We start from the raw sequence: 18,959 nt of genomic DNA, 5'->3' as shown, positions 1-18,959 counted from the left end.
GAGTTGGGGTCGGGCGGGCTAAATCTTGTTGCGGGAGAGTCAAGGCAGGTTCTTCATATCGTGCATCGGCATCATGTTCTGGTCGAGGTGGAACATCACCCATAGCGAGCCAGTCAGCGCGATGACCACCAGCACGATGGTGAAAATCAGCGCCAGCATGGTCCAACCGCCTTCCGACCTGGCATTCATATGCAGGAAATATATCATGTGCACGACGATCTGCACCGAGGCGCAGGCCAGCACGAGCAGCGCCGTGGTGCTGGACTTGTCGAACACCTTTGCCATCACCAGCCAGAAGGGGATGGCCGTCAGGATCACCGCGAGCACGAAGCCCGTCATGTAGCCCCTGAAGGTGCTGGGGGCGTGGTCGTCGTGGCCATGGTGGTCATGTCCATGGGCATCGAGGGCATTGTCATGCGCGCTCATGGCAGCACTCCCATCAGGTAGACGAAGGTGAATACGCCGATCCAGACCACGTCCAGGAAGTGCCAGAACATGGACAGGCACATCAGCCGGCGCTTGTTTTCCGGAATCAGCCCATGCTGCCCGACCTGCGCCATCAGCGTGATCAGCCAGACGATGCCCACGGTCACGTGCGTGCCGTGCGTGCCCACCAGCGTGAAGAACGAGGACAGGAAAGCGCTGCGCTGCGGCCCCGCTCCCTCGTGGACCAGGTGCGCGAACTCGTAGAGCTCGATGCCGATGAAGGTGGCGCCCAGCAGGCCGGTAATGCCGAGCCAGATCAGCGTCGTGCGCGCCTTGTCCTTCTGCATCTCCAGCACGGCGAAGCCGTAGGTGATCGACGACAGCAGCAGCATGGTGGTGTTGAGGGCGACCAGCGGCAGCTCGAACAGCTCGGCGCCCGTGGGACCGCCGGCATAGCGGCGGCCCAGCACGCCATACACGGCGAACAGGCAGGCAAAGATGAGGCAGTCGCTCATCAGGTACAGCCAGAAGCCGAGCAACGTGCCGTTCTGCGGATGCACCTCGCTCAGTTCATGAAAACGGAGCGCTTCCGCGCGCGTCCGCTCAGGCAGGCTGGTGTCGCCGCTGCCGTAGGGGAGAGAGGTTTCAACCATGGCTGGCAAGCAGGCGCGAGCGCTCTGCCTCGGTGCGGACGACAACGTCGGCCGGGATGTAGTAGTCGCGCTTGTAGTTGAAGGTATGGCCGATTGCCACTGCCAGGGTGGCAACGAACGAGACCACGGCGATCAGCCACATATGCCAGATCATGGCAAAGCCGAACAACGTGCTGAGGCCCGCGATTATGATCCCGGCAGCGGTGTTCTTCGGCATGTGGATCGGTATGAAACCCTGCTGCGGGCGCTGGTATTGCAGGGACTTCATCTGCCACCATGCGTCGTTGTCGTGGATGACCGGCGTAAAGGCGAAGTTATAGGCGGGCGGCGGCGAAGAGGTGGACCACTCCAGCGTGCGGCCGTCCCACGGGTCTCCGGTGGTGTCGCGCAGCGACTCGCGCCGGCGGAAGCTGACCACCAGCTGGATCAGGAAGCTGCCGATGCCGAGCGCGATCAGCAGGGCGCCGAAGGCCGCGAGCTGGAACCAGATCTGCAGGGACGCATCCTCGAAATGGCTCATGCGGCGCGTGATGCCCATCAGGCCGAGCACATAGAGCGGCATGAAGGCAACGTAGAAGCCAACCAGCCAGAACCAGAACGAGCACTTGCCCCAGAAGGGATCGAGCCGGTAGCCGAAGGCCTTGGGGAACCAGTAGGTAATGCCGGCCATCATCCCGAACAGCACGCCGCCGATGATCACGTTATGGAAGTGCGCGATCAGGAAGAGGCTGTTGTGCAGCGAGAAATCGGCGGGCGGCACGGCCAGCAGCACGCCGGTCATGCCCCCTATGACAAAGGTCACCATGAAGCCGATGGTCCAGAGCATCGGCACCTCGAAGCGGATGCGCCCGTGGTACATGGTGAACAGCCAGTTGAACATCTTCGCCCCGGTCGGGATCGAGATGATCATCGTGGTGATGCCGAAAAAGGAATTGACGCTGGCGCCCGATCCCATGGTGAAGAAGTGATGCAGCCAGACGAGATAGGACAGCACCGTGATCACCACCGTGGCGTACACCATCGACGCATAGCCGAAGAGGCGCTTGCCGCAGAAGGTCGACACCACTTCCGAGAAGATGCCGAAGGCGGGCAGGATCAGGATGTACACCTCCGGGTGGCCCCAGATCCAGATCAGGTTGATGTACATCATGGCGTTGCCGCCGAGATCGTTGGTGAAGAAATTGAAGCCCGCGTAGCGGTCCAGCGCCAGCAGGGCCAGCACGGCGGTCAGCACCGGAAAGGCGGCGATGATCAGCACGTTGGTACACAGCGCCGTCCACGTAAAGACCGGCATCTTCATCATGGTCATGCCCGGCGCGCGCATCTTCACGATGGTCACGAGCAGGTTGATGCCCGAGAGCAGCGTCCCCAGCCCCGCGACCTGCAAGCCCCATATGTAGTAATCCACGCCCACATCCGGACTCTGCAGGATGCCGGACAGCGGCGGATAGGCCAGCCAGCCAGTGCGCGCGAACTCGCCCACGAACAGCGACATCATCACCAGCACGGCACCGCCGACGGTCATCCAGAAACTGAAGTTATTGAGGAAGGGGAAGGCCACGTCGCGCGCGCCGATCTGCAACGGCACCACGAAGTTCATAAGCCCGGTGACCAGCGGCATGGCCACGAAGAAGATCATGATCACGCCGTGGGCGGTGAAAATCTGGTCATAGTGGTGCGGCGGCAGGTAGCCCAGCGAATCGCCAAAGGAGACCGACTGCTGCAGGCGCATCATGATCGCGTCGGCAAAGCCCCGCAGCAGCATGACGATGCCAAGCACGACATACATGACGCCGATCTTCTTGTGGTCGATGCTGGTGAACCACTCGTGCCACAGGTACCCCCACACCCGGAAGTACGTCAGCGCGCCGACCAGCGCCAGGCCGCCGGCCGCGACCACCAGGAAGGTCACCAGCAGGATGGGCTCGTGGAAGGGAATCGCTTCCCAGGTCAGGCGGCCAAATATCAGCTTCGCAAGGTCAAGGTGCTCGGGCATGGTGGTCACCAGGGCCGCAGGGGCGTTGTTGCGGGAATCGGGGAGCGGCGGGTCATCGCTGCGACACCCTCGCGGATGCTGCGGCGGGACCATTGCCGATGCCGGCGGGGTCGCCCGCGGTGCAGATGGGGCCGGTTCGTGTTCCGGCCCCGCCCTCGAGCGCGGCCACATCGAAGGACCGCGGCTTGCCCTGCCCGCGGCTCGCGCTCATGGCCATCATGTCCTTGATGCAGGGGCGATTGGCTTCCACGCAGCGGTTCAGGATCGCATCGTACAAGCCTGGCGCCACGCTGGCGTATCGGCGTACCGGCTCCAGCTCGCTGGGCTTTTCCAGCTGCAGGTAGGCGTCGCGCGTCAATACGCCACCTCCGGCCTTGGCCTGCCGGACCCAGCGCTCGAACTCCTCGGTGCTCATGCCATGGAACTTGAAGTACATGCCGGAGAAGCCCGCGCCGCTGTAGTTGGCGGAGAAGCCCTCGTAGACCCCGGTCCGATTGATGACGGCGTGGAGCTGGGTCTCCATGCCCGGCATGGCATAGACCTGTCCCGCCAGCGAGGGGATGAAGAAGGAATTCATCACCGTGGAGGCCGTGATCTTGAAACGGATCGGCTGGTCCACCGGCGCCGCCAGTTCGTTGACCGTGGCGATGCCCAGCTCGGGGTAAAAGAAAAGCCACTTCCAGTCCAGCGCGACCACCTCGACCGTCATTGGCGCCACACCCATGGGCACATCGCGCTGTGCGTCGATGCGGCTCAGCGGCTGGTAGGGGTCCAGCTTGTGGGTGCTGACCCAGGTCAGCGCGCCCAGGGCGATGATGATGAGCAGCGGCGCGGCCCAGATCACCAGTTCCAGCAAGGTGGAATGGTCCCAGTCCGGCTCGTAGACCGCCTCCCGGTTGGCGGCGCGGTAGCGCCACGCGAACAGCAGCGTCAGCGCGATCACCGGCAGGATGATCAGCAGCATCAAGCCGGTTGAAATGATGATTAGATCACGCTGCCTGACCGCAAGGTCGCCGGCCGGGGCCAGCAATACCGCGTTGCAGCCCGCCAACAGCAGGATGGCAGGAAGCAACAGCCACCCTCGCCTTGCGTAGCGGGATGGCACTCTCCGAATGCGAAATTGCATAGCCGTGGAAGTGATCGTTGAAACTACGCCGGTGGTCTGGCCGCGGAAACTCAACATTTCCTATGGCACTGTAGTCAAAGAAGTGCCATTCTTAAAGGAGTGACACAAAACGCCACCCCGAACCACGAGAGGGCCTGATGATGTCAAGCGTTACGCACCAGCACGACCCGTCACCATCCCCGGCCCTGACAGAGCGCGAAGCCATGCACCGGGAGGTCGCTCCGGGAGAGATCGCCGCCGGCGTCGTCATCGGACGCGCTTCCGAGTATTTCGACTTCTTCGTGTACGGCATCGCCTCGGTGCTGGTCTTTCCCTCCGTCTTCTTCCCCTTCGTCAGACAGCTGGACGGACTGCTGCTCTCCTTCACCATCTTCTCTTTCGCGTTCATCGCCCGGCCCTTCGGGACGGCGCTGTTCATGGCCATCCAGCACCGCTGGGGGCGCAGCATCAAGCTGACGGCGGCGCTGTTCGTACTGGGCACGGCTACCGCGGGCATGGCGTTCCTGCCTGGCTTCGACACGCTCGGGCGTACGTCCATCGTATTGCTGGCCCTCCTTCGCATCCTGCAGGGCATCGCACTGGGCGGCTCGTGGGACGGGTTGCCTTCGCTGCTGGCGTTGAATGCCCCGCCACACCGCCGGGGCTGGTACTCGATGCTGGGACAGTTGGGCGCGCCAATCGGCTTCCTGATCGCCGGTTCGTTGTTCCTCTTCCTGCGCGTTACCCTGGAGTTCGATGAGTTCCTGGACTGGGGCTGGCGCTATCCGTTCTACGTAGCGTTCGCGATCAACGTGGTTGCCCTGTTCGCGCGCCTGAGGCTGGTGGTGACCCGTGAGTACACCGAGTTGCTGGACGAGGGAGAACTGGAGCCGATCAACCCGGTCGCATTGCTTCGCGCGCAGGGCTACAACCTCTTCATCGGTGCGTTCGCCGCGCTGGCGAGCTATGCGCTGTTCCATCTGGTCACCGTGTTTCCGCTGTCGTGGGTCGCGCTGCACGAGACGCAGGACATCAGCTCCGTGCTCATCGTCCAGATCGCGGGCGCGGGGATCGCCATGGCGGCCACCATCGCATCCGGACTGATCGCGGACCGCATCGGCAGACGCACGACGCTGGCGCTGATGGCGGTGCTGATCGCCATATTCAGCTTGTTCGCGCCCTACCTGATGGACGGCGGCCCGGCCCGGCAAGACATGTTCATCCTGATCGGCTTCGGCTTGCTGGGCTTGTCTTATGGGCAGGCCGCGGGCGCCGTCACGGCGAACTTCGACGCCAGGTTCCGCTATACCGGCGCGGCGCTGACTTCCGATTTCGCGTGGCTGTTCGGGGCGGCATTTGCGCCGCTGGTCGCGCTGGGGTTGTCGGTGGAGTTCGGGCTGGTTGCTGTCAGCGGCTATCTGCTTTCCGGAGCGGTGTGTACATTGCTGGCGCTCTGGTTTAACCGGAAGATGGAGGCGCGCGACTGACTCGGCCGATGGCGCGCTGCATGACCCACCCGAGCACCTGGGAGTTGCCGTTGTCGTAGCGGAACGGGCTCGCGCCATGCTCGCCCGCCGGTTGCGCGCTCATCAGCTCCGCTCGCGGCAAGGCGAGATGGATCAGGCGCCGGAACGCACCCGGAAACCTAGCCCCGGTGACAGCACCGCAGCTTCGCCGTCGCGCAGTTCGACGGCTTCCAGGCTGCCGTTGGCCATGGACTCGGCGGCGAACTCGGCGATATTGCGCAAGCGCGCGGCCGGGATTCCGCAAGCGTTGAGCCGCACTTCAAGCTCCGCGGCATTGCCATCGGCCAGCACGGCAGCCAGCGCATCCTTGAGCGCCGCTGGATCCAGCGATCGCACAAAGGCAGGCAGATCGCTGCTCTCCAGCGGCGGGTTGAACAAGGCGGGGTCTCTGGCGAGATAGCCAAGCCCGAGCGCCTCCAGCAATGCCAGCAGTTGCCTTGGCGTATTCGCGCCGATGGCCAGCCAACCGTCCCGCGTGCGGAAGAAATCGGCCGAGGGGCTGCCCGAGTAGCCCTGGTTCCCCTGCCTGGCAGGCGTGGCGCCGCGCGTGAGCGCGTCGCAGGTCATGGGATACATCAGTTGCATGCCGGCGCTGGCCATGGAGATATCCAGCAGCATGCCGCGCCCGGTGCGCTCGCTCTCGCGCACGCCGGCGAGAATGGCAAAGGCGGCGAGCAACCCCGTGGCGGAATCGATCACCGGGAAGCCGGTCTTGATCGGCGGATCGCCTTCGTTGCCGGCCATGAACGCCATGCCGGTAGCGGCCTGCACCACATGGTCGTAGGCGGGCCGGTCCTTCCAGTCCGGCGCGCCGCGCCCGAAGCCGGAGATGCTGCAGTAGACCACGCGCGGGTTGCGTGCGCGCACCGCCTCGAAGCCCAGGCCGAAGCGCTCGAGCACGCCGGGCCGCAGGTTGTCGACGAAGACATGGCAGGAGGCTGCCAGCTTCAGCGCCTGTTGCCGGCCTTCCTCGCCGGACAGGTCGATGGCAAGCGTGGATTTTCCCGCGTTGAGCGCGACAAATCCCTCGCGGCCCCGGCCGGCGCGGCGCATGACGTCGCCGCCATTGGCGTTTTCGACCTTGGTGACATCGGCACCCAGCTGGGCAAGCAGGAAGGTGGCAAAAGGACCGGCGATGACGTGCGAGAAATCGAGCACGCGGATACCGGCGAGCGGGCTGAACGCATGGGTAGCGGTGTTAGGCATGGCAAGCTCATTCAATGGTGATGTGGTTCTTGTCGATCACCTGCCGCATCCTGGCGGTTTCTTCGGCGATCAGGCGGGAGAAGGCTTCCGGCGTCGGGCTCGGGTCGACCAGAGCGCCCGTCTCGGCGTAGAAGCGGCGCAGCTCCGGATCCGCCAGCGCCTTGAGCATGGCGCCGTGCAGGCGCGCCACCAGCGGCTTCGGCAGGTTCGCGGGAGCCCAGATGCCGCTCCAGGCGTCGAGCGTCAGATTGGTGCGGCCGAGCGCTTCATTCAGCGTCGGTACCTGGGGCAGCGTGGGAATCCGGTGCGCCGAGGTCACCGCGAGCGCCCGCACCTTGCCGTTGGCGATCTGCGGCACCGCGGTGGCTGCCACAGGGAAGCCGAACTGCGTATCGCCCTTGATCAGCGAGGGCACGATCTCCACCGACCCCTTGTAGGGAATATGGACCACGTCGATGCCTGCCGCCGACGCGAATGCCGCGCCGGAGATATGCGCGGCGGAGCCCACGCCGCCCGATGCGTAGTTCAGCGAGCCGGGCGAGCGACGCGCGGCGGCCACCAGGTCCGCCACCGTGCGGTACGGAGAATTCGTGCCCACGACAAGCACGGCCGGGCTGATGCCGATGCGGATCACGTGGGTGAATGTTGCAGGGTCGAACTTGACTGCCGGCTGCAGCAGCTTTTGCGCGACATGCGTCGAGGCGCCCAGCAGCAAGGTGTAGCCATCAGCCGGTTGCTGGGCCACCGACTCGGCGGCAAGGATGCCAGCCGCGCCGACCTTGTTCTCCACCACCACGGGCTGGCCCAGTTCCCTGCCCAGCACCTCGGCAAGCTTGCGGGCCTGGATATCCGGGCCACCGCCGGCGGCATACGGCACCACGAGGCGAAGCGGGCGGTTGGGATAATTGTCCGCGGCAAACGCGGAGGCCGTCATGCCGGAGGCCGCCGCAACGGGCAGCACCAGCATGGTCCTCAACAGCAGGCGGCGCGCGCGGCGCTCGGATGCAGGCATCTCGTCTCCTTTATGGTTTTGCCCGATTGTCGCGCCTCTCGGTTATTCGAGACAATTATCCAGTTCTTATGAATCCATCAGGATTGGTTATGGCAAAGGTTTCTCTCCCGCCCGTGGCTGCAGCGCCTGTCGCCCTTCCCAATCGGGTCGATCGCCTGCGCATCCGCCATCTGCGGCTGCTGGACCTGGTGGCACGCACGGGGTCGCTGACGGCCGCCGCCGAGGCGATGCATATCAGTCAGCCGGCGGTAACCAAGATGCTGCAGGAACTGGAACAGGCATTCGGATGCACGCTGATCGAACGCACGACGCGCGGCGGCCGCCTGAGCCCCGCGGGCGAGCGCGCCCTTGAACGCTTGCGCATCGCGCTGGGTGCCCTGGATGCCGCCAGTGAAGCACTGGCGGAGCGGCCCGAAGTCCCGCTGGTCAGGATGGGGATACTGCCGCTGGTCGGAGTCAATGTGTTGCCGAGGCTGGTCGCCTCGCTAAGCCGTCAGGGCATCCTGCCGCGCCTGCAAGTGCGGGAATACACCGTTAGCGGACTGTTCGGCATGCTCTCCCGGGGTGACCTCGACTGCGTGGTGGGGCGGCTTGAAACCGGTCATCGCGAGCAGTGGCAGGAACGCCTGGACATCACGCCGCTGTGGGACGAGCACCTGGCAATCGCATGCGCCCCGGACCATCCGCTGTCCCGGCGCCGCGAGGTAAGCCTGTCGGCATTGCGCGAAAGCCCGTGGATACTGCCGCCGCGCGGCACGCACACCCGGGAGATATTCGAGCAGCCGTTTCTCGACGACGGCCAGCTGCCACCCGTGCCGCATATCGAATCGATCTCATTCCACAGCAGCTTGTCGATGGTGGCCACGAGTGATTTCCTGGCCGTTGCGCCGGACAGCGCCGTACGGCACTACAGCGCGATGTCGATGGTGCGCAAGGTACGGTTGCGCACGCCTTTCGCCTCCGGGCGGATGGTGTTCATCACCCAGCGGGATACGGCGTCACCAGCCGTTACGCTGATTGCCACAGCCCTGCGGGACGCGGGAATCCATAGCGCAGGAATCCCGCGTCAAACGGCAAGGCAGCGTTGACCGCACCGATCGCCCGGCACCCGGCTTCCGACCGGATATCATATGGCCACCAGACAAAGCGCTCCAGACTGACTCACGATCGGGCTCGAGCAAGCAGCTTCACCTTGCGATGCCACCCATGACCACCTCCGATTCCGACACTCCCGACACCCCCGCGCGCCCAGCCATCCGTTCCCTGACCCAGCTTGAAGGGCGCGTGCTGGCCGTACTTGTCGAGAAGCAGCACACGGTGCCGGACACCTACCCGCTGTCGCTCAATGCACTGGCCTCGGGCTGCAACCAGAAAACCGCGCGCTCCCCGGTGATGAATGCCAGCGAGGCCGAGATCCTTACCGCCATCGATGGCTTGAAACGCCTGAGCCTGGCGATGGAAGGCAGCAGCAGCCGCGTGCCGCGCTTCGAGCAAAACATGAAGCGCGTGCTGGGCATCCCAAGCCAGTCGGTCGCGCTGCTCACCACGCTGCTGCTGCGGGGTCCGCAGACGGCGGCTGAACTGCGGCTGAACTCCGCGCGCCTGCATGCTTTTGCCGATATCTCGTCGGTCGAAGTATTCCTGGAAGAACTCGCCTCCGCCGAGCCTCCCTTTGCGGTGAAGCTGCCGCGCGCGCCCGGCGGGCGCGAGCATCGCTGGATGCACCTGCTCTGCGGCGAAGTCAGCCTCGACGATATGCCAGAGCGCAGCGCCACCGACGAGTCGGTCCCGCCTTCGGAGTTCGAGGCACTGAAGGCCGAGCAGAAGGAGCTGGCCGAGAAGGTGGCACGGCTGCAGGCGCTGGTTGAGCGCATGGCTGGCGAATTGGGGATATCGCTCGACAAGAACGGCCTATAGCCCAAGGGACCCGGCGTCCGTGACATGAATGCCGGGCTCCGTCCCGCGAATCCGAGACGGACCGGCTTAGCCGAAGACCGCTTTCGCCCGGCGATAGACGTGGACAGGCATCCCGACTGCCAGCCACCCCCATCCGCAAAAACTGACCCAGAAGAAAACCGGATGGCTCTCGGGAGAGATCAGCGTGCCACTACGAGACAGCGCCAGGATTCTGTGCTCGGCGAAGCCGCGCCATACGCAGTAAATAGCAAACGCCGTGACCGGCAGCGCGATCAGCGTCAGCAACACGAACTTGACGCGAAGCCAAAGCCGCTGCGCATCTTCGCTGCTCTCCAGCCACCCGGCAAATACGCCACCAATGGTAAAGCCGATACACGCCAGTACCGCCATTCCAAAGCCGATCGGAAGGCCTATGTAGAGGCCCACCAGGAAAATGGCGGTCCATGATGACTCGATACCCGGACGCAGCGAAAGCAGCAGGCCCAGGGGAATCGCAAGGGCGACGGCCCATTTCAGGCAGAAGAACGCGTACCGCATGCGAAACCTGCTGACAGGCTCGGAAGCCTGGCGGACCGGACTAAGTTGCATCATGTTTTTTGGGCAAGGTGGAACTACGGCATTCAAGCGATGGCAGCCTGGCAGCAGGTCCGCAAGGAATACGGGATCAGGCGTCCTGGCAACCGCCTTTGTGGAGGAAACCAGCGGGAGGCTATCACACGCTTGTGACGCAAGCAGCGCTCGCAGACCTGTATAAACGCCACAACAGTCGACATTGGCTCGGCAAGGACTTGCGGCGTATGATCGTGAATAGCCGCTCCAGATCAACGGCGACGCCGCAAACCAGAACTGCCGCGGCTTCGCCAGGCGCCTCATTGCAGGCACCATATTGGCGCTGCAGCCGGGCACACTACTTGTCACAATAGTGTCGTTCGAAGGCAGCGATAATTTGCAGTCCAAACACGTTGAGGCCGTTGACGATGCGCGTGACGATTCGCACGATTACGATTCCGGGAAGCCAGGGCCGGGCCGCCCTTCACCAGGCCGTTGTGTACGCGACTACGGAGCAGGAGGCCACGCCACTCATGACGAGTGACTGGAGCCAGCGCGAACCGGAAGTCTTCATGGCTGCCCAGACCTGGGCCAGGCGCAATACCTATATCGTATCGAACCCCCGCACCGGCGCGTATTACGGCAGTCCTGCCGCCCGCTAGTCCGGGGCCACGCGGCGCCTCGGCCATGCCGATAATGTATGGACATGGCGCATTGCCCGCAATCTACATTGCCGCATAGGCGGAACGCCCGCCCAGCGTTGCGGTCATGGCCTCGTGCAGCGCCAGCAGCAGGCGGCTGTCTTGGTCGGCCTTGCGGATGACCAGTGAGATCCGCAGCGTAGGCGCGTCGGCACCCAGCCGCACGATCCGCACCGGATAGATCTGGCAGATACCGGGATCCATCAACTGCACCAGCGAGACGCCAAGCCCGGCGCTGACCATGGCGACGATGGCGGGCACGGTGTCAAGTTCCAGGGTGCTGCGCTTATCGGGCATGCGGGCGTGGACATAGCGCGCAGCCATTGCGCCGGTGGCCGTGCCGCGGTCGTAGCGGATCCAGTCATGCCTGCGCAGCAGCGCCTCCGCCGAATCCGGGCGCTCCCCCGGTGGGGCCACCAGCACGATTTCCCGTTGCGTGAGCGGATGCCAGCGCAGGCTGGCCAGGCGGCCTTTCTCGGGCTGGGCCACCACCGCCGCATCGAGTTGGCCAGCCTTGACGGCATCCATCAATCCCGCGCTGCGCCCGCGTATGGGCCGCACCGCCAGGCGCGGGTAACGATCCCTCAAGTAGCGCATGGTGCCGGGCAACAGCACCGGCTGGATCGATTCGATCATCCCCAGGCGCAAGGTGCCTTCGATGGCGACCGACGTGCGTCGCCGCAAGGCATTGAGATGGTGCAGCCCGTCGCGCATCGCTGCCACCACCTCAACGGCCGCCGCGGTCGGGCGCACCTGCAGGCCGGAGCGGTCGAAGAGCGTCTGGCCCACGTACTGCTCCAGCTGCTTCATCTGCATGCTCACGGCGCTGGGGGTGAGATGCATCACCGCCGCGGCCGCGGCGAACGAGCCCTCCTCGATCACCGCCTGGAGGGTGGAGAACGCTTCGAGCTTCATCAAGATTCCTTATGTAAGGCGCGAATTTTCATCACTATTTCTTGGCTCTCGCGCAGCTTAGACTGGTCTCAGGGCACAACGCAAGATCGGCAAGACCGCTGCGATTGCGCCAGCGATACCCATCAAACGGAGACCAAACCCGCCATGACCGCCTTCAGCCCCGCCGCCTGGCATGCCCCGGATGCGCAAAAAGATACCTCGTGGATTCAACGCCTGTCGGCCGATGAGGTGGCCAGTTTCGACGCCGCGCTGGCGCATGCCAAGGCCACCGGCAAGGCCTTTCTCGACCTGGCGCAGGAAGACTTTCCACTCAGCCCCGCGGCGCGGGCAGCGCTGGACCGGGCCATCGCCGCCACGCAGGGCCGGTGGGGCATGTGCCTGCTCAAGGGCTTTCCGGTCGACAAGTGGACCGAGGACGACACGCGCCTGGCCTACTGGTGCATGGGCCTGCACATGGGCGTGGCGCGCACGCAGAACCGCGCCAGCGAATTCCTCAATGATGTGCGCGATATCGGCGCGGCCTACAAGACCAGGAACGGGCGCGGCTACAACACCAATGCCGCGCTGGACTTCCACACGGACTCCAGCGACGTGGTTGCCCTGCTGTGCCGCCGGGCGGCCAGGAGCGGCGGGGAGAGCAAGGTGGTCAGCTCGATCGCATTGCGCGACGAGGTACGGCGCAGGCGGCCGGACCTGGAGCCGGTGCTGCGCCAGCGCTTCTACTTCAGCTATCAGGGCGCGCAGGATCCGGCCCAACCGCCGTATTACGGCTTGTCCATCCTGGGCAACCACCCGGACCATTTTGCGTTCCGCACCAACCGGAAGAATATCGTCGCCGCGCAAGCGGACTTCGACACCGTGCCTCGCCTGACCGGCCCGCAGCAAGACGCGCTGGACCTGCTCGACGAACTGCTGACGGACCCGCAACTCTGCTTCTCGATGTCACTGGAACCCGGCGACATGCAATTGCTGAACAACTACGTGACGGTGCACTCGCGGACCCATTTCGAGGACTACGAGGAGATGGACCGCAAGCGCCATCTGTTGCGGCTGTGGCTGGCCGTGCCGTCGGCGCAGGCCTTGCCCGATGACTGGGCCGAGTATTTTGACGACGTGCGTGCCGGCGCGGTCAGGGGCGGCCTGCGCGGCGCCGCGCGGCCGGAAGCGTTTGCCGTGTTCGAAGCGCGGCAGGCTGCGGCGATGGGCATGCCGTTGCGGGCATGGACGCCCGGCGTGCCGGCGCCAGCATCGGCAATGGCGGACTGATCCTGCCGCCAGGTAGCAAGTAGCAAACACGCCCCACGCGGCGGGCTCGATCCCGCCGACGCACTATAACGACAAGCAAGAGATGGAGACAACATGCAACGACGCGACTTCCTGGCGCTGCTGTCCGCGGCCCTGCTGATCCCGCCCGACCTGAGGGCGGCGACCACCGTGACCAAGCTGCTGGTCGGCGCAACGCCGGGCGGCGGCACCGACATCGTGGCGCGTTCGCTTGCGATGGAACTGGAAAGCCGGCTGGGGCGCACCTTCATCGTCGACAACAAGCCGGGCGCCGCCGGCAATATCGCGGCGGGTGCGGTGGCCAAGGCCGAGCCCGACGGCGGTACGCTGTTGCTGAGCTATACCAGCCATGCGATCAACCCGTCGCTGTTCCAGAAGCTGCCGTTCGACACGCTCAAGGATTTCACGCCCATCAGCCTGATCGCCAGCTCTCCGCTGATCCTGGTCGCCCGGCCCTCGCTCAAGGCCGGCAACCTGCGCGACGTGATCGCACTGGCCAAGGCGCAGCCCGGCCACCTGAGCCTGGCGGTGGCGGGCGTGGGCAGCGCCAACCATCTCGCGGGCGAGATGCTGAAAGCCGAAGCCGGAGTCGATATCGTCAGCGTGCCGTACAAGGGCGCGGGGCCGGCCGTGGCCGATGTGGTCGGCGGCCAGGCAGACCTGCTGCTCGGCAATGTCGCCACCGTTCAGCCCTTGCTGAGCGCGGGCAAGCTCAAGGCCATCGCCGTCAGCACGCCGCAACGGCTGCAGGCGTTCCCCGATGTGGCGCCGATCGCCGAAGTGGTGCCCGGCTTCGATTACAGTTCATGGTATGGCCTGTTCGGCCCGGCCAATATGCCGCCCGACCTGGTCCGGCAAATCGAGAAGGCTGCGCGCGCGGCGGTCGCGTCGCCAGCCATGCGCCAGCGCTTGCTCAAGGAGGGACTGGTTCCGGTGGGGAGCAGCGCGCAGGATTTCGCGCAGTTCGTGCGCAAGGAGATCGACCGCTGGGCCAAGGTAGTCGCCGTGACCCATACCAAGGTTGCCTGACAATGTCGCCTGGAGCAGCAGCCTGATGACGTTGCCTGATGACTCTGCCGCCATGCGCGGCCACACCTGGAAAATACAATGACCACCCCGTTGCTCGAACACCGCCTGCGCGAACCGCGCGTGCTGCTGGCGCCCGGCGTCTATGACGCGTTCTCGGCGCTGCTGGCCGCGCAAGCGGGATTCGAAGCCCTCTACCTGTCCGGCGCCGCCGTGGCCTACACCCAGCTTGGGCGCTCCGACGTGGGGCTGACCACCGCGACGGAGACGGCGGATATCGTCGGCAGGATCACCGACCGCGTCGACGTGCCCCTGATCGTCGATGCCGATACCGGCTACGGCAACGCGCTCAACGTCATCCGCACCGTGCGTTCGCTCGAACGTGCCGGCGCCGCCATGATCCAGTTCGAGGACCAGACCTTCCCCAAACGGTGCGGCCACCTGGACAACAAGCGCGTGGTCTCCACCGCCGAGATGTGCGGCAAGCTGAAAGCCGCCCTGGACTCGCGCACCTCGCCGCAAACCCTGATCCTTGCCCGTACCGACGCGGTTGCCATCGAAGGACTCGATGCGGCGATCGAGCGCGCCGAGGCCTATGTGGAGTGCGGTGTCGATGCGCTCTTTATCGAGGCGCTGCGCACCGAGGAAGACATGGCCCTCGTGTGCGAGCGCTTCGCGGGACGCATTCCGCTGCTTGCCAATATGGTGGAAGGCGGCAAGACACCCGTGCAGAGTGCTGCCGCGCTGGGCAACAAAGGCTTCCGGATCGTGATCTTCCCTGGCGGCGTCGTGCGCTTCCTCGGTGCGCAGATGAAGCATTACTACTCGACGCTACTTGAGCATGGCACTACCGCGCCGATGCGCGATGCCATGCTGGACTTTGACGGGCTGAATGCCGTGATCGGCACCCCGGAACTGATCGCGCGGGGCCAGCGCTACGGCGAGTGAGGGCGGCGGCCATCTCCCGGGCGATGGCCGGTTCCGCCTGGCATCAGTCGTCGGCCGTAAAGCCGGAAGCCTCCACGATGGGCTTCCACTGCGCGCGCTGCGCCTGGATGGTCTTGCGGGCTTGCGCGCCGGGCTGTCCCGCCATCTCCATGCCGAGCGCCGCCATCCTGGCGCGCACGTCAGGCTCCTTCACCGCGTCCAGCAATGCCTTCTCCAGACGTGCCACGGTCGCCGCGGGCGTGCCCGCGGGCACAAACGCGGAATACCAGCCCGATGCCATGTCGAACCCCGGTACGCCGGCCTCCTGCAGCGTCGGGACATCGGGCAGCAATACCGAGCGCTTCGTGCCGGTCACGCCGAGAAAGCGGATCTTGCCCGCCCTGTGCAGTTCCATCTGGCCGCCTATCGCATCGACGCCGATGGGCAGCGTGCCCCCGATCTCATCCGTCAACATCATCGCCGCGCCACGGTAGGCCGTCGGGGTCAGCGGCACATCGATGGCCTTGCGCAGCGTGAGTACACCGAAGTGAACGGTGCCGCCCAGCGTGACCAGGCCAAACCCGGTGGATGCCGGATTGCGTTTCACCCACGCGATGTACTCCGGCATCGTCTTGTAGGGCTGGCTGACACTGGCAGAGGCGACCAGGGGCACGTCCGCCAGGTAGGCGACGGGCACGAGATCCTTGTCGGGATCGTAGGGCAGCCGCTTGTAGGTCAGCGGAAAAATGGTGAACGGAGGCGCGGGCGAGATGAGGATGGTTTTTCCATCCGGGGCGGCACGCTTCACGGATTCGAGCGCCAGCCGGGCTGAAGCGCCGGGCCGGTTCTCGACCAGAATGGTTTCGCCGAGCGAGACGCGCAGCTTTTCCGCGACCGTGCGCGCGAACACGTCCAGTGCTCCGCCCGGTGCAAAGCCGATGACGATGCGTGTGGGGGTGTCGGCGCTGGCGGCACCGGCCGCAGCCGGCACGCCTGCCGCGACGACGGCAACGGCGGCCGCGAGCGCGGTTGCCAGCTTAGGCCAAGAGAAGCGATTGTGCATGTCTGAGTCCTGTGTGGTGTGCCGTGTGGTGTGCCGGGTCATGCCGCGGCCGGCTCGAGCGTCGTGTCCGGCTCCAGCGGATATATCGGCCGCCGGAGGTTCTCGAACGGAAACAAGCTGTAGTCCGAGCTGCAAACCCCCGGTCCGGCCACCAGCACGATATGCCGGGCAATCGGGCCGAACCCTGCGCGGAAGTGCTGGCGCGACTTGATCAGGATGTACTTCTTGCGCGCCAGGTCGATGCCCGCATGCGTGAACACGCCGGTATCGAACGGCTCCTGCGGCTTCTCGCAGACCATCACCAGGACGCCGCCCGCCTCGAGCACCGCGACCCGGCCAAGGCTTAGCCGTACGCCGGTAAACATCGGCCCGGTCACCTGGTAGTTGCCATCGGTAATGCACTTCACCCGCCCGGTCAGCGTCAGGGGCTGGCCTTTGAGGCGCAACGCCGGCATGTCGGTCCTGCCGCCCACCGCGACCGTGATCTGCTGGCCTATGCCCGCCCGGATCATCTGTTCGACGGCGGCCGGGTCCCAGAACGGGCCGGCCACGACATCGTCGAGGCCCTGGCGCATCACTTCGGCCAGCACGCTCATCTGGTCGGTCGGGCCGCCGGCGCCGCAATTGTCGCCATGGTCCACCAGCACCACGGGGCCGCCGTCGAGCGTCCTGGCACGCGCCACCGACTCCGCCATCGGCTCGATCGGGAAAACAAAGTCGGCGCGGCGTGCCCAGGCCATTGCCGTCAGTTCGTCCAGCAACTGGCGCGCGGCATGCTCGCGCCCGGCATCGGCCACGATCACCACGGTCAGGCCAACGTGCGGGATATCGGCGAGCGGAAATCCGCCAAACACCGAGGCATTGAGCACTTCGCCATCGCGCTCCGCCGCCATGGCGCGGTCCATGATGTCTTTCATGGGCTGGTCCTGCGGGGTCTGCCGCAGCATATGCGTGAGCATCGGCAAAGTGCGCGACAGGATGACCGGCGTGGCCTCGCCGCGCAGCGCGGCCATCAAGGTACGCGCCGCCCGCGCGCCGGTCTCGTACACGTCTACGTGGGGATAGGTGCAGTAGCCGGCGATGGCCGTCGCATTGCCCACCAGCGTATCGCTGAAGTTGGCGTGGAAATCCAGCGCTACCGCAATGGGCACGCCAGGCGCCACGGCACGGATGCGCCTGAGCAGTTCGCCCTCGGCATCGGGATAGCCCTGCGCCACCATCGCGCCGTGCAGGTCGAGCATGACGGCGTCGCAGCCTTCGCGCACCGCCGCCACGATAGCCCCGGCCATCGATTCGAACGCTTCGGCGGTCACGATGCCGCTCGGCACCGCGTTGGCCAGCAGCGGCATGACGAACTCGTCGCCCTGGCTGCGCACCATGTCGATAAAGGCCGCGGCGGCATTGTTGGTGCCTTCGCAGGCGCGGATGGCAGCCTCGCCGGATACCGGCCCATCCACGCCCGTGCCCCGGCAGAACGACGAGAGCGGCGTCGCGATAGGGGAGAAAGTATTGGTTTCATGCCGCATCAGGGCAATGACAAAGCGCATCTTCTTATCCTTGGGCTGCATGGCTTTAGTTTGCATCGAGGTTGACTGCCTTCGCGATCGCGCCATAGCGGGCGGACTCGGCCTGGAGGAATTTGCGGGCCTGCGCGGGCGGGCTCAGCACGGGTTCGTAAGCCAGCGACTGCAGGCGTGCGATGAAGTCAGGCTCTTCCACGCTGCTCTTCACCTCCCTGTACAACCGCTCGATGATCGGCTGGGGCGTGCCGGTCCTCACCACCAGCGCCAGGTTGGCGCGCACCAGCAGTGCATCGGGGCTATCGGCCTTTTGCGTCTCCACCCTGGGGAACTGCGTGACGGCATGGCCCTGCAGCGTGGCCAGGGGCTTGACCTTGCCGTCGGTGACATAGGCCGCCGAGGAACCGATCACGTCGACGTGCGCGTCGGTCTGGCCGCCGATGAGATCGGCCATGGCCGGCGGCGAGCCGCGATAGGGAACGATGGTGAAGTCCAGGCCGTTGCTTTGCTTCCAGCTGGCCAGACCCAGGTGGGCCGCACCGGCCACCGTGTTGATGCTGATCGAGACCTTGCCGGGGTTGCTGCGGATATACGCCTTCAGGTCGGTCAGGCTTCCCTCCTTGCGGTCGGAGCGGGCGACGATCCAGTGCGGCACCGTGTTCAGGATGGTGACCGGCGTCAGGTCGGTGTCCGGGTTGTAGCGCAGGCCCTTGATGACGTACTGGTTGATGTTGAGCGAGCCATCGCTGGCGAGCAGCAGGGTATAGCCCTCCGCCTTGTCCTTCAGGGCCGACATGACGCCAGGCACGGTGGCGCCGCCCGCGATGTTCTCGACCATGACGGGTTGCCCGAGCCGCTTCCCCAGCTTCTGGGACAGCGTGCGCGCGACGATGTCGTAGGACCCGCCCGCGGGGAACGGCACGACCAGCCGCAACGGCCGCTCGGGCCAGGCTGCATGGGCCGCGAAACTCGCGGAGAGAAGGCTGGCGCCGGCGATGGCCGCCTTGACTGCTGCACTGAACTTGATCACTTGCTTGTCTCCTGACCTTGGATCTTTGTGCTTCCCGTTGCCGCGGGAACGGCGGCGCGACGCAGGCCTGCCGGGGAAGAGGCGTGCTCATGACGGCACTCCG

The 18,959-nt window shown here is 65.4% G+C and carries 18 protein-coding genes; 7 read left to right on the top strand and 11 right to left on the bottom strand.

Features of this window, described 5'->3' with window-relative positions; genetic code table 11:
* Positions 1–39 precede the first annotated feature (39 nt).
* Genes cyoD through cyoA form a run of 4 tightly spaced genes read right to left on the bottom strand, consistent with a single transcriptional unit; the run spans position 40 to position 4,201 of the window.
* Entirely contained in the window at positions 40–426 is a 387-nt protein-coding gene (cyoD, locus tag AC1DS6_RS33095) for a cytochrome o ubiquinol oxidase subunit IV (RefSeq protein ID WP_441625907.1), read from the bottom strand.
* Positions 423–1,079, bottom strand: coding sequence for a cytochrome o ubiquinol oxidase subunit III (gene cyoC, locus AC1DS6_RS33090; RefSeq protein ID WP_441625905.1), 657 nt, complete (start codon positions 1,077–1,079; stop codon positions 423–425). The genes cyoD and cyoC overlap by 4 nt, the downstream gene beginning before the upstream one ends.
* Positions 1,072–3,075 carry a cytochrome o ubiquinol oxidase subunit I gene (gene cyoB, locus AC1DS6_RS33085; RefSeq protein WP_477103981.1) on the bottom strand — a complete coding sequence of 668 codons (2,004 nt, stop codon included), beginning with the start codon at positions 3,073–3,075 and terminating at the stop codon, positions 1,072–1,074. The genes cyoC and cyoB overlap by 8 nt, the downstream gene beginning before the upstream one ends.
* A gap of 52 nt (positions 3,076–3,127) precedes the next feature.
* A complete protein-coding gene (cyoA, locus tag AC1DS6_RS33080) occupies positions 3,128–4,201 on the bottom strand; it encodes a ubiquinol oxidase subunit II (RefSeq protein ID WP_441625901.1) in 1,074 nt (357 codons plus the stop codon).
* A 140-nt stretch (positions 4,202–4,341) separates the two neighbouring features.
* Between cyoA and AC1DS6_RS33075 the strand changes: the two genes are divergently transcribed.
* Entirely contained in the window at positions 4,342–5,667 is a 1,326-nt protein-coding gene (locus tag AC1DS6_RS33075; RefSeq protein ID WP_441626076.1) for an MFS transporter, read from the top strand.
* Between the two features lie 132 nt (positions 5,668–5,799).
* Here the strand turns inward: AC1DS6_RS33075 and AC1DS6_RS33070 are convergent, their stop codons facing one another.
* Together AC1DS6_RS33070 and AC1DS6_RS33065 are read right to left on the bottom strand one after the other, a co-directional pair.
* Complete coding sequence (locus AC1DS6_RS33070; RefSeq protein WP_477103980.1) at positions 5,800–6,912, bottom strand: CoA transferase; 1,113 nt, start codon at positions 6,910–6,912, stop codon at positions 5,800–5,802.
* 7 nt (positions 6,913–6,919) lie between these two features.
* Positions 6,920–7,924 (bottom strand): Bug family tripartite tricarboxylate transporter substrate binding protein, encoded by a 1,005-nt coding sequence (locus tag AC1DS6_RS33065; RefSeq protein WP_477103979.1) that lies wholly within the window; start codon positions 7,922–7,924, stop codon positions 6,920–6,922.
* Between the two features lie 89 nt (positions 7,925–8,013).
* On the opposite strand from AC1DS6_RS33065, the gene AC1DS6_RS33060 reads away from it, so the two are divergent.
* Together AC1DS6_RS33060 and AC1DS6_RS33055 are read left to right on the top strand one after the other, a co-directional pair.
* The gene (locus tag AC1DS6_RS33060) at positions 8,014–9,012 is read left to right on the top strand and encodes a LysR family transcriptional regulator (protein ID WP_477103978.1); all 999 of its coding nucleotides are present in this window, start codon (positions 8,014–8,016) and stop codon (positions 9,010–9,012) included.
* 118 nt (positions 9,013–9,130) lie between these two features.
* Positions 9,131–9,841, top strand: a complete 711-nt coding sequence (locus tag AC1DS6_RS33055) for a YceH family protein (protein ID WP_477103977.1) — start codon at positions 9,131–9,133, stop codon at positions 9,839–9,841.
* Positions 9,842–9,907: 66 nt separating this feature from the next.
* Here AC1DS6_RS33055 and AC1DS6_RS33050 read toward each other — a convergent pair whose 3' ends face one another.
* Entirely contained in the window at positions 9,908–10,378 is a 471-nt protein-coding gene (locus AC1DS6_RS33050; RefSeq protein ID WP_477103976.1) for a hypothetical protein, read from the bottom strand.
* A 545-nt stretch (positions 10,379–10,923) separates the two neighbouring features.
* Here AC1DS6_RS33050 and AC1DS6_RS33045 point away from each other — a divergent pair.
* On the top strand, positions 10,924–11,052 hold the full coding sequence (locus AC1DS6_RS33045; RefSeq protein WP_255350714.1) for a hypothetical protein: 129 nt from the start codon (positions 10,924–10,926) through the stop codon (positions 11,050–11,052).
* Between the two features lie 63 nt (positions 11,053–11,115).
* On the opposite strand, the gene AC1DS6_RS33040 is transcribed toward AC1DS6_RS33045, so the two are convergent.
* On the bottom strand, positions 11,116–12,006 hold the full coding sequence (locus AC1DS6_RS33040) for a LysR family transcriptional regulator (RefSeq protein ID WP_441625889.1): 891 nt from the start codon (positions 12,004–12,006) through the stop codon (positions 11,116–11,118).
* 144 nt (positions 12,007–12,150) lie between these two features.
* Between AC1DS6_RS33040 and AC1DS6_RS33035 the strand changes: the two genes are divergently transcribed.
* The 3 genes from AC1DS6_RS33035 (at position 12,151) to AC1DS6_RS33025 (ending at position 15,264) form a co-directional block, all read left to right on the top strand.
* Complete coding sequence (locus AC1DS6_RS33035; protein ID WP_477103975.1) at positions 12,151–13,272, top strand: TauD/TfdA family dioxygenase; 1,122 nt, start codon at positions 12,151–12,153, stop codon at positions 13,270–13,272.
* A 93-nt stretch (positions 13,273–13,365) separates the two neighbouring features.
* Complete coding sequence (locus tag AC1DS6_RS33030; RefSeq protein WP_441625885.1) at positions 13,366–14,319, top strand: tripartite tricarboxylate transporter substrate binding protein; 954 nt, start codon at positions 13,366–13,368, stop codon at positions 14,317–14,319.
* Between the two features lie 78 nt (positions 14,320–14,397).
* On the top strand, positions 14,398–15,264 hold the full coding sequence (locus tag AC1DS6_RS33025; RefSeq protein ID WP_477103974.1) for an isocitrate lyase/PEP mutase family protein: 867 nt from the start codon (positions 14,398–14,400) through the stop codon (positions 15,262–15,264).
* Between the two features lie 43 nt (positions 15,265–15,307).
* Here AC1DS6_RS33025 and AC1DS6_RS33020 read toward each other — a convergent pair whose 3' ends face one another.
* The 3 genes from AC1DS6_RS33020 to AC1DS6_RS33010 are packed head-to-tail and all read right to left on the bottom strand — an operon-like array spanning position 15,308 to position 18,853.
* Complete coding sequence (locus tag AC1DS6_RS33020) at positions 15,308–16,306, bottom strand: tripartite tricarboxylate transporter substrate-binding protein (RefSeq protein WP_441625881.1); 999 nt, start codon at positions 16,304–16,306, stop codon at positions 15,308–15,310.
* A gap of 38 nt (positions 16,307–16,344) precedes the next feature.
* Positions 16,345–17,853: a M81 family metallopeptidase gene (locus AC1DS6_RS33015; protein WP_441626074.1), complete on the bottom strand. Its 1,509-nt coding sequence runs from the start codon at positions 17,851–17,853 to the stop codon at positions 16,345–16,347.
* 25 nt (positions 17,854–17,878) lie between these two features.
* Positions 17,879–18,853, bottom strand: coding sequence for a Bug family tripartite tricarboxylate transporter substrate binding protein (locus tag AC1DS6_RS33010; RefSeq protein ID WP_441626072.1), 975 nt, complete (start codon positions 18,851–18,853; stop codon positions 17,879–17,881).
* Positions 18,854–18,959 lie beyond the last annotated feature (106 nt).

This window comes from Cupriavidus sp. 05L310 (assembly GCF_056398185.1).
The sequence above is the reverse complement of the archived record's forward strand: the minus strand, read 5'-3'. Positions and strand labels throughout refer to the sequence as shown.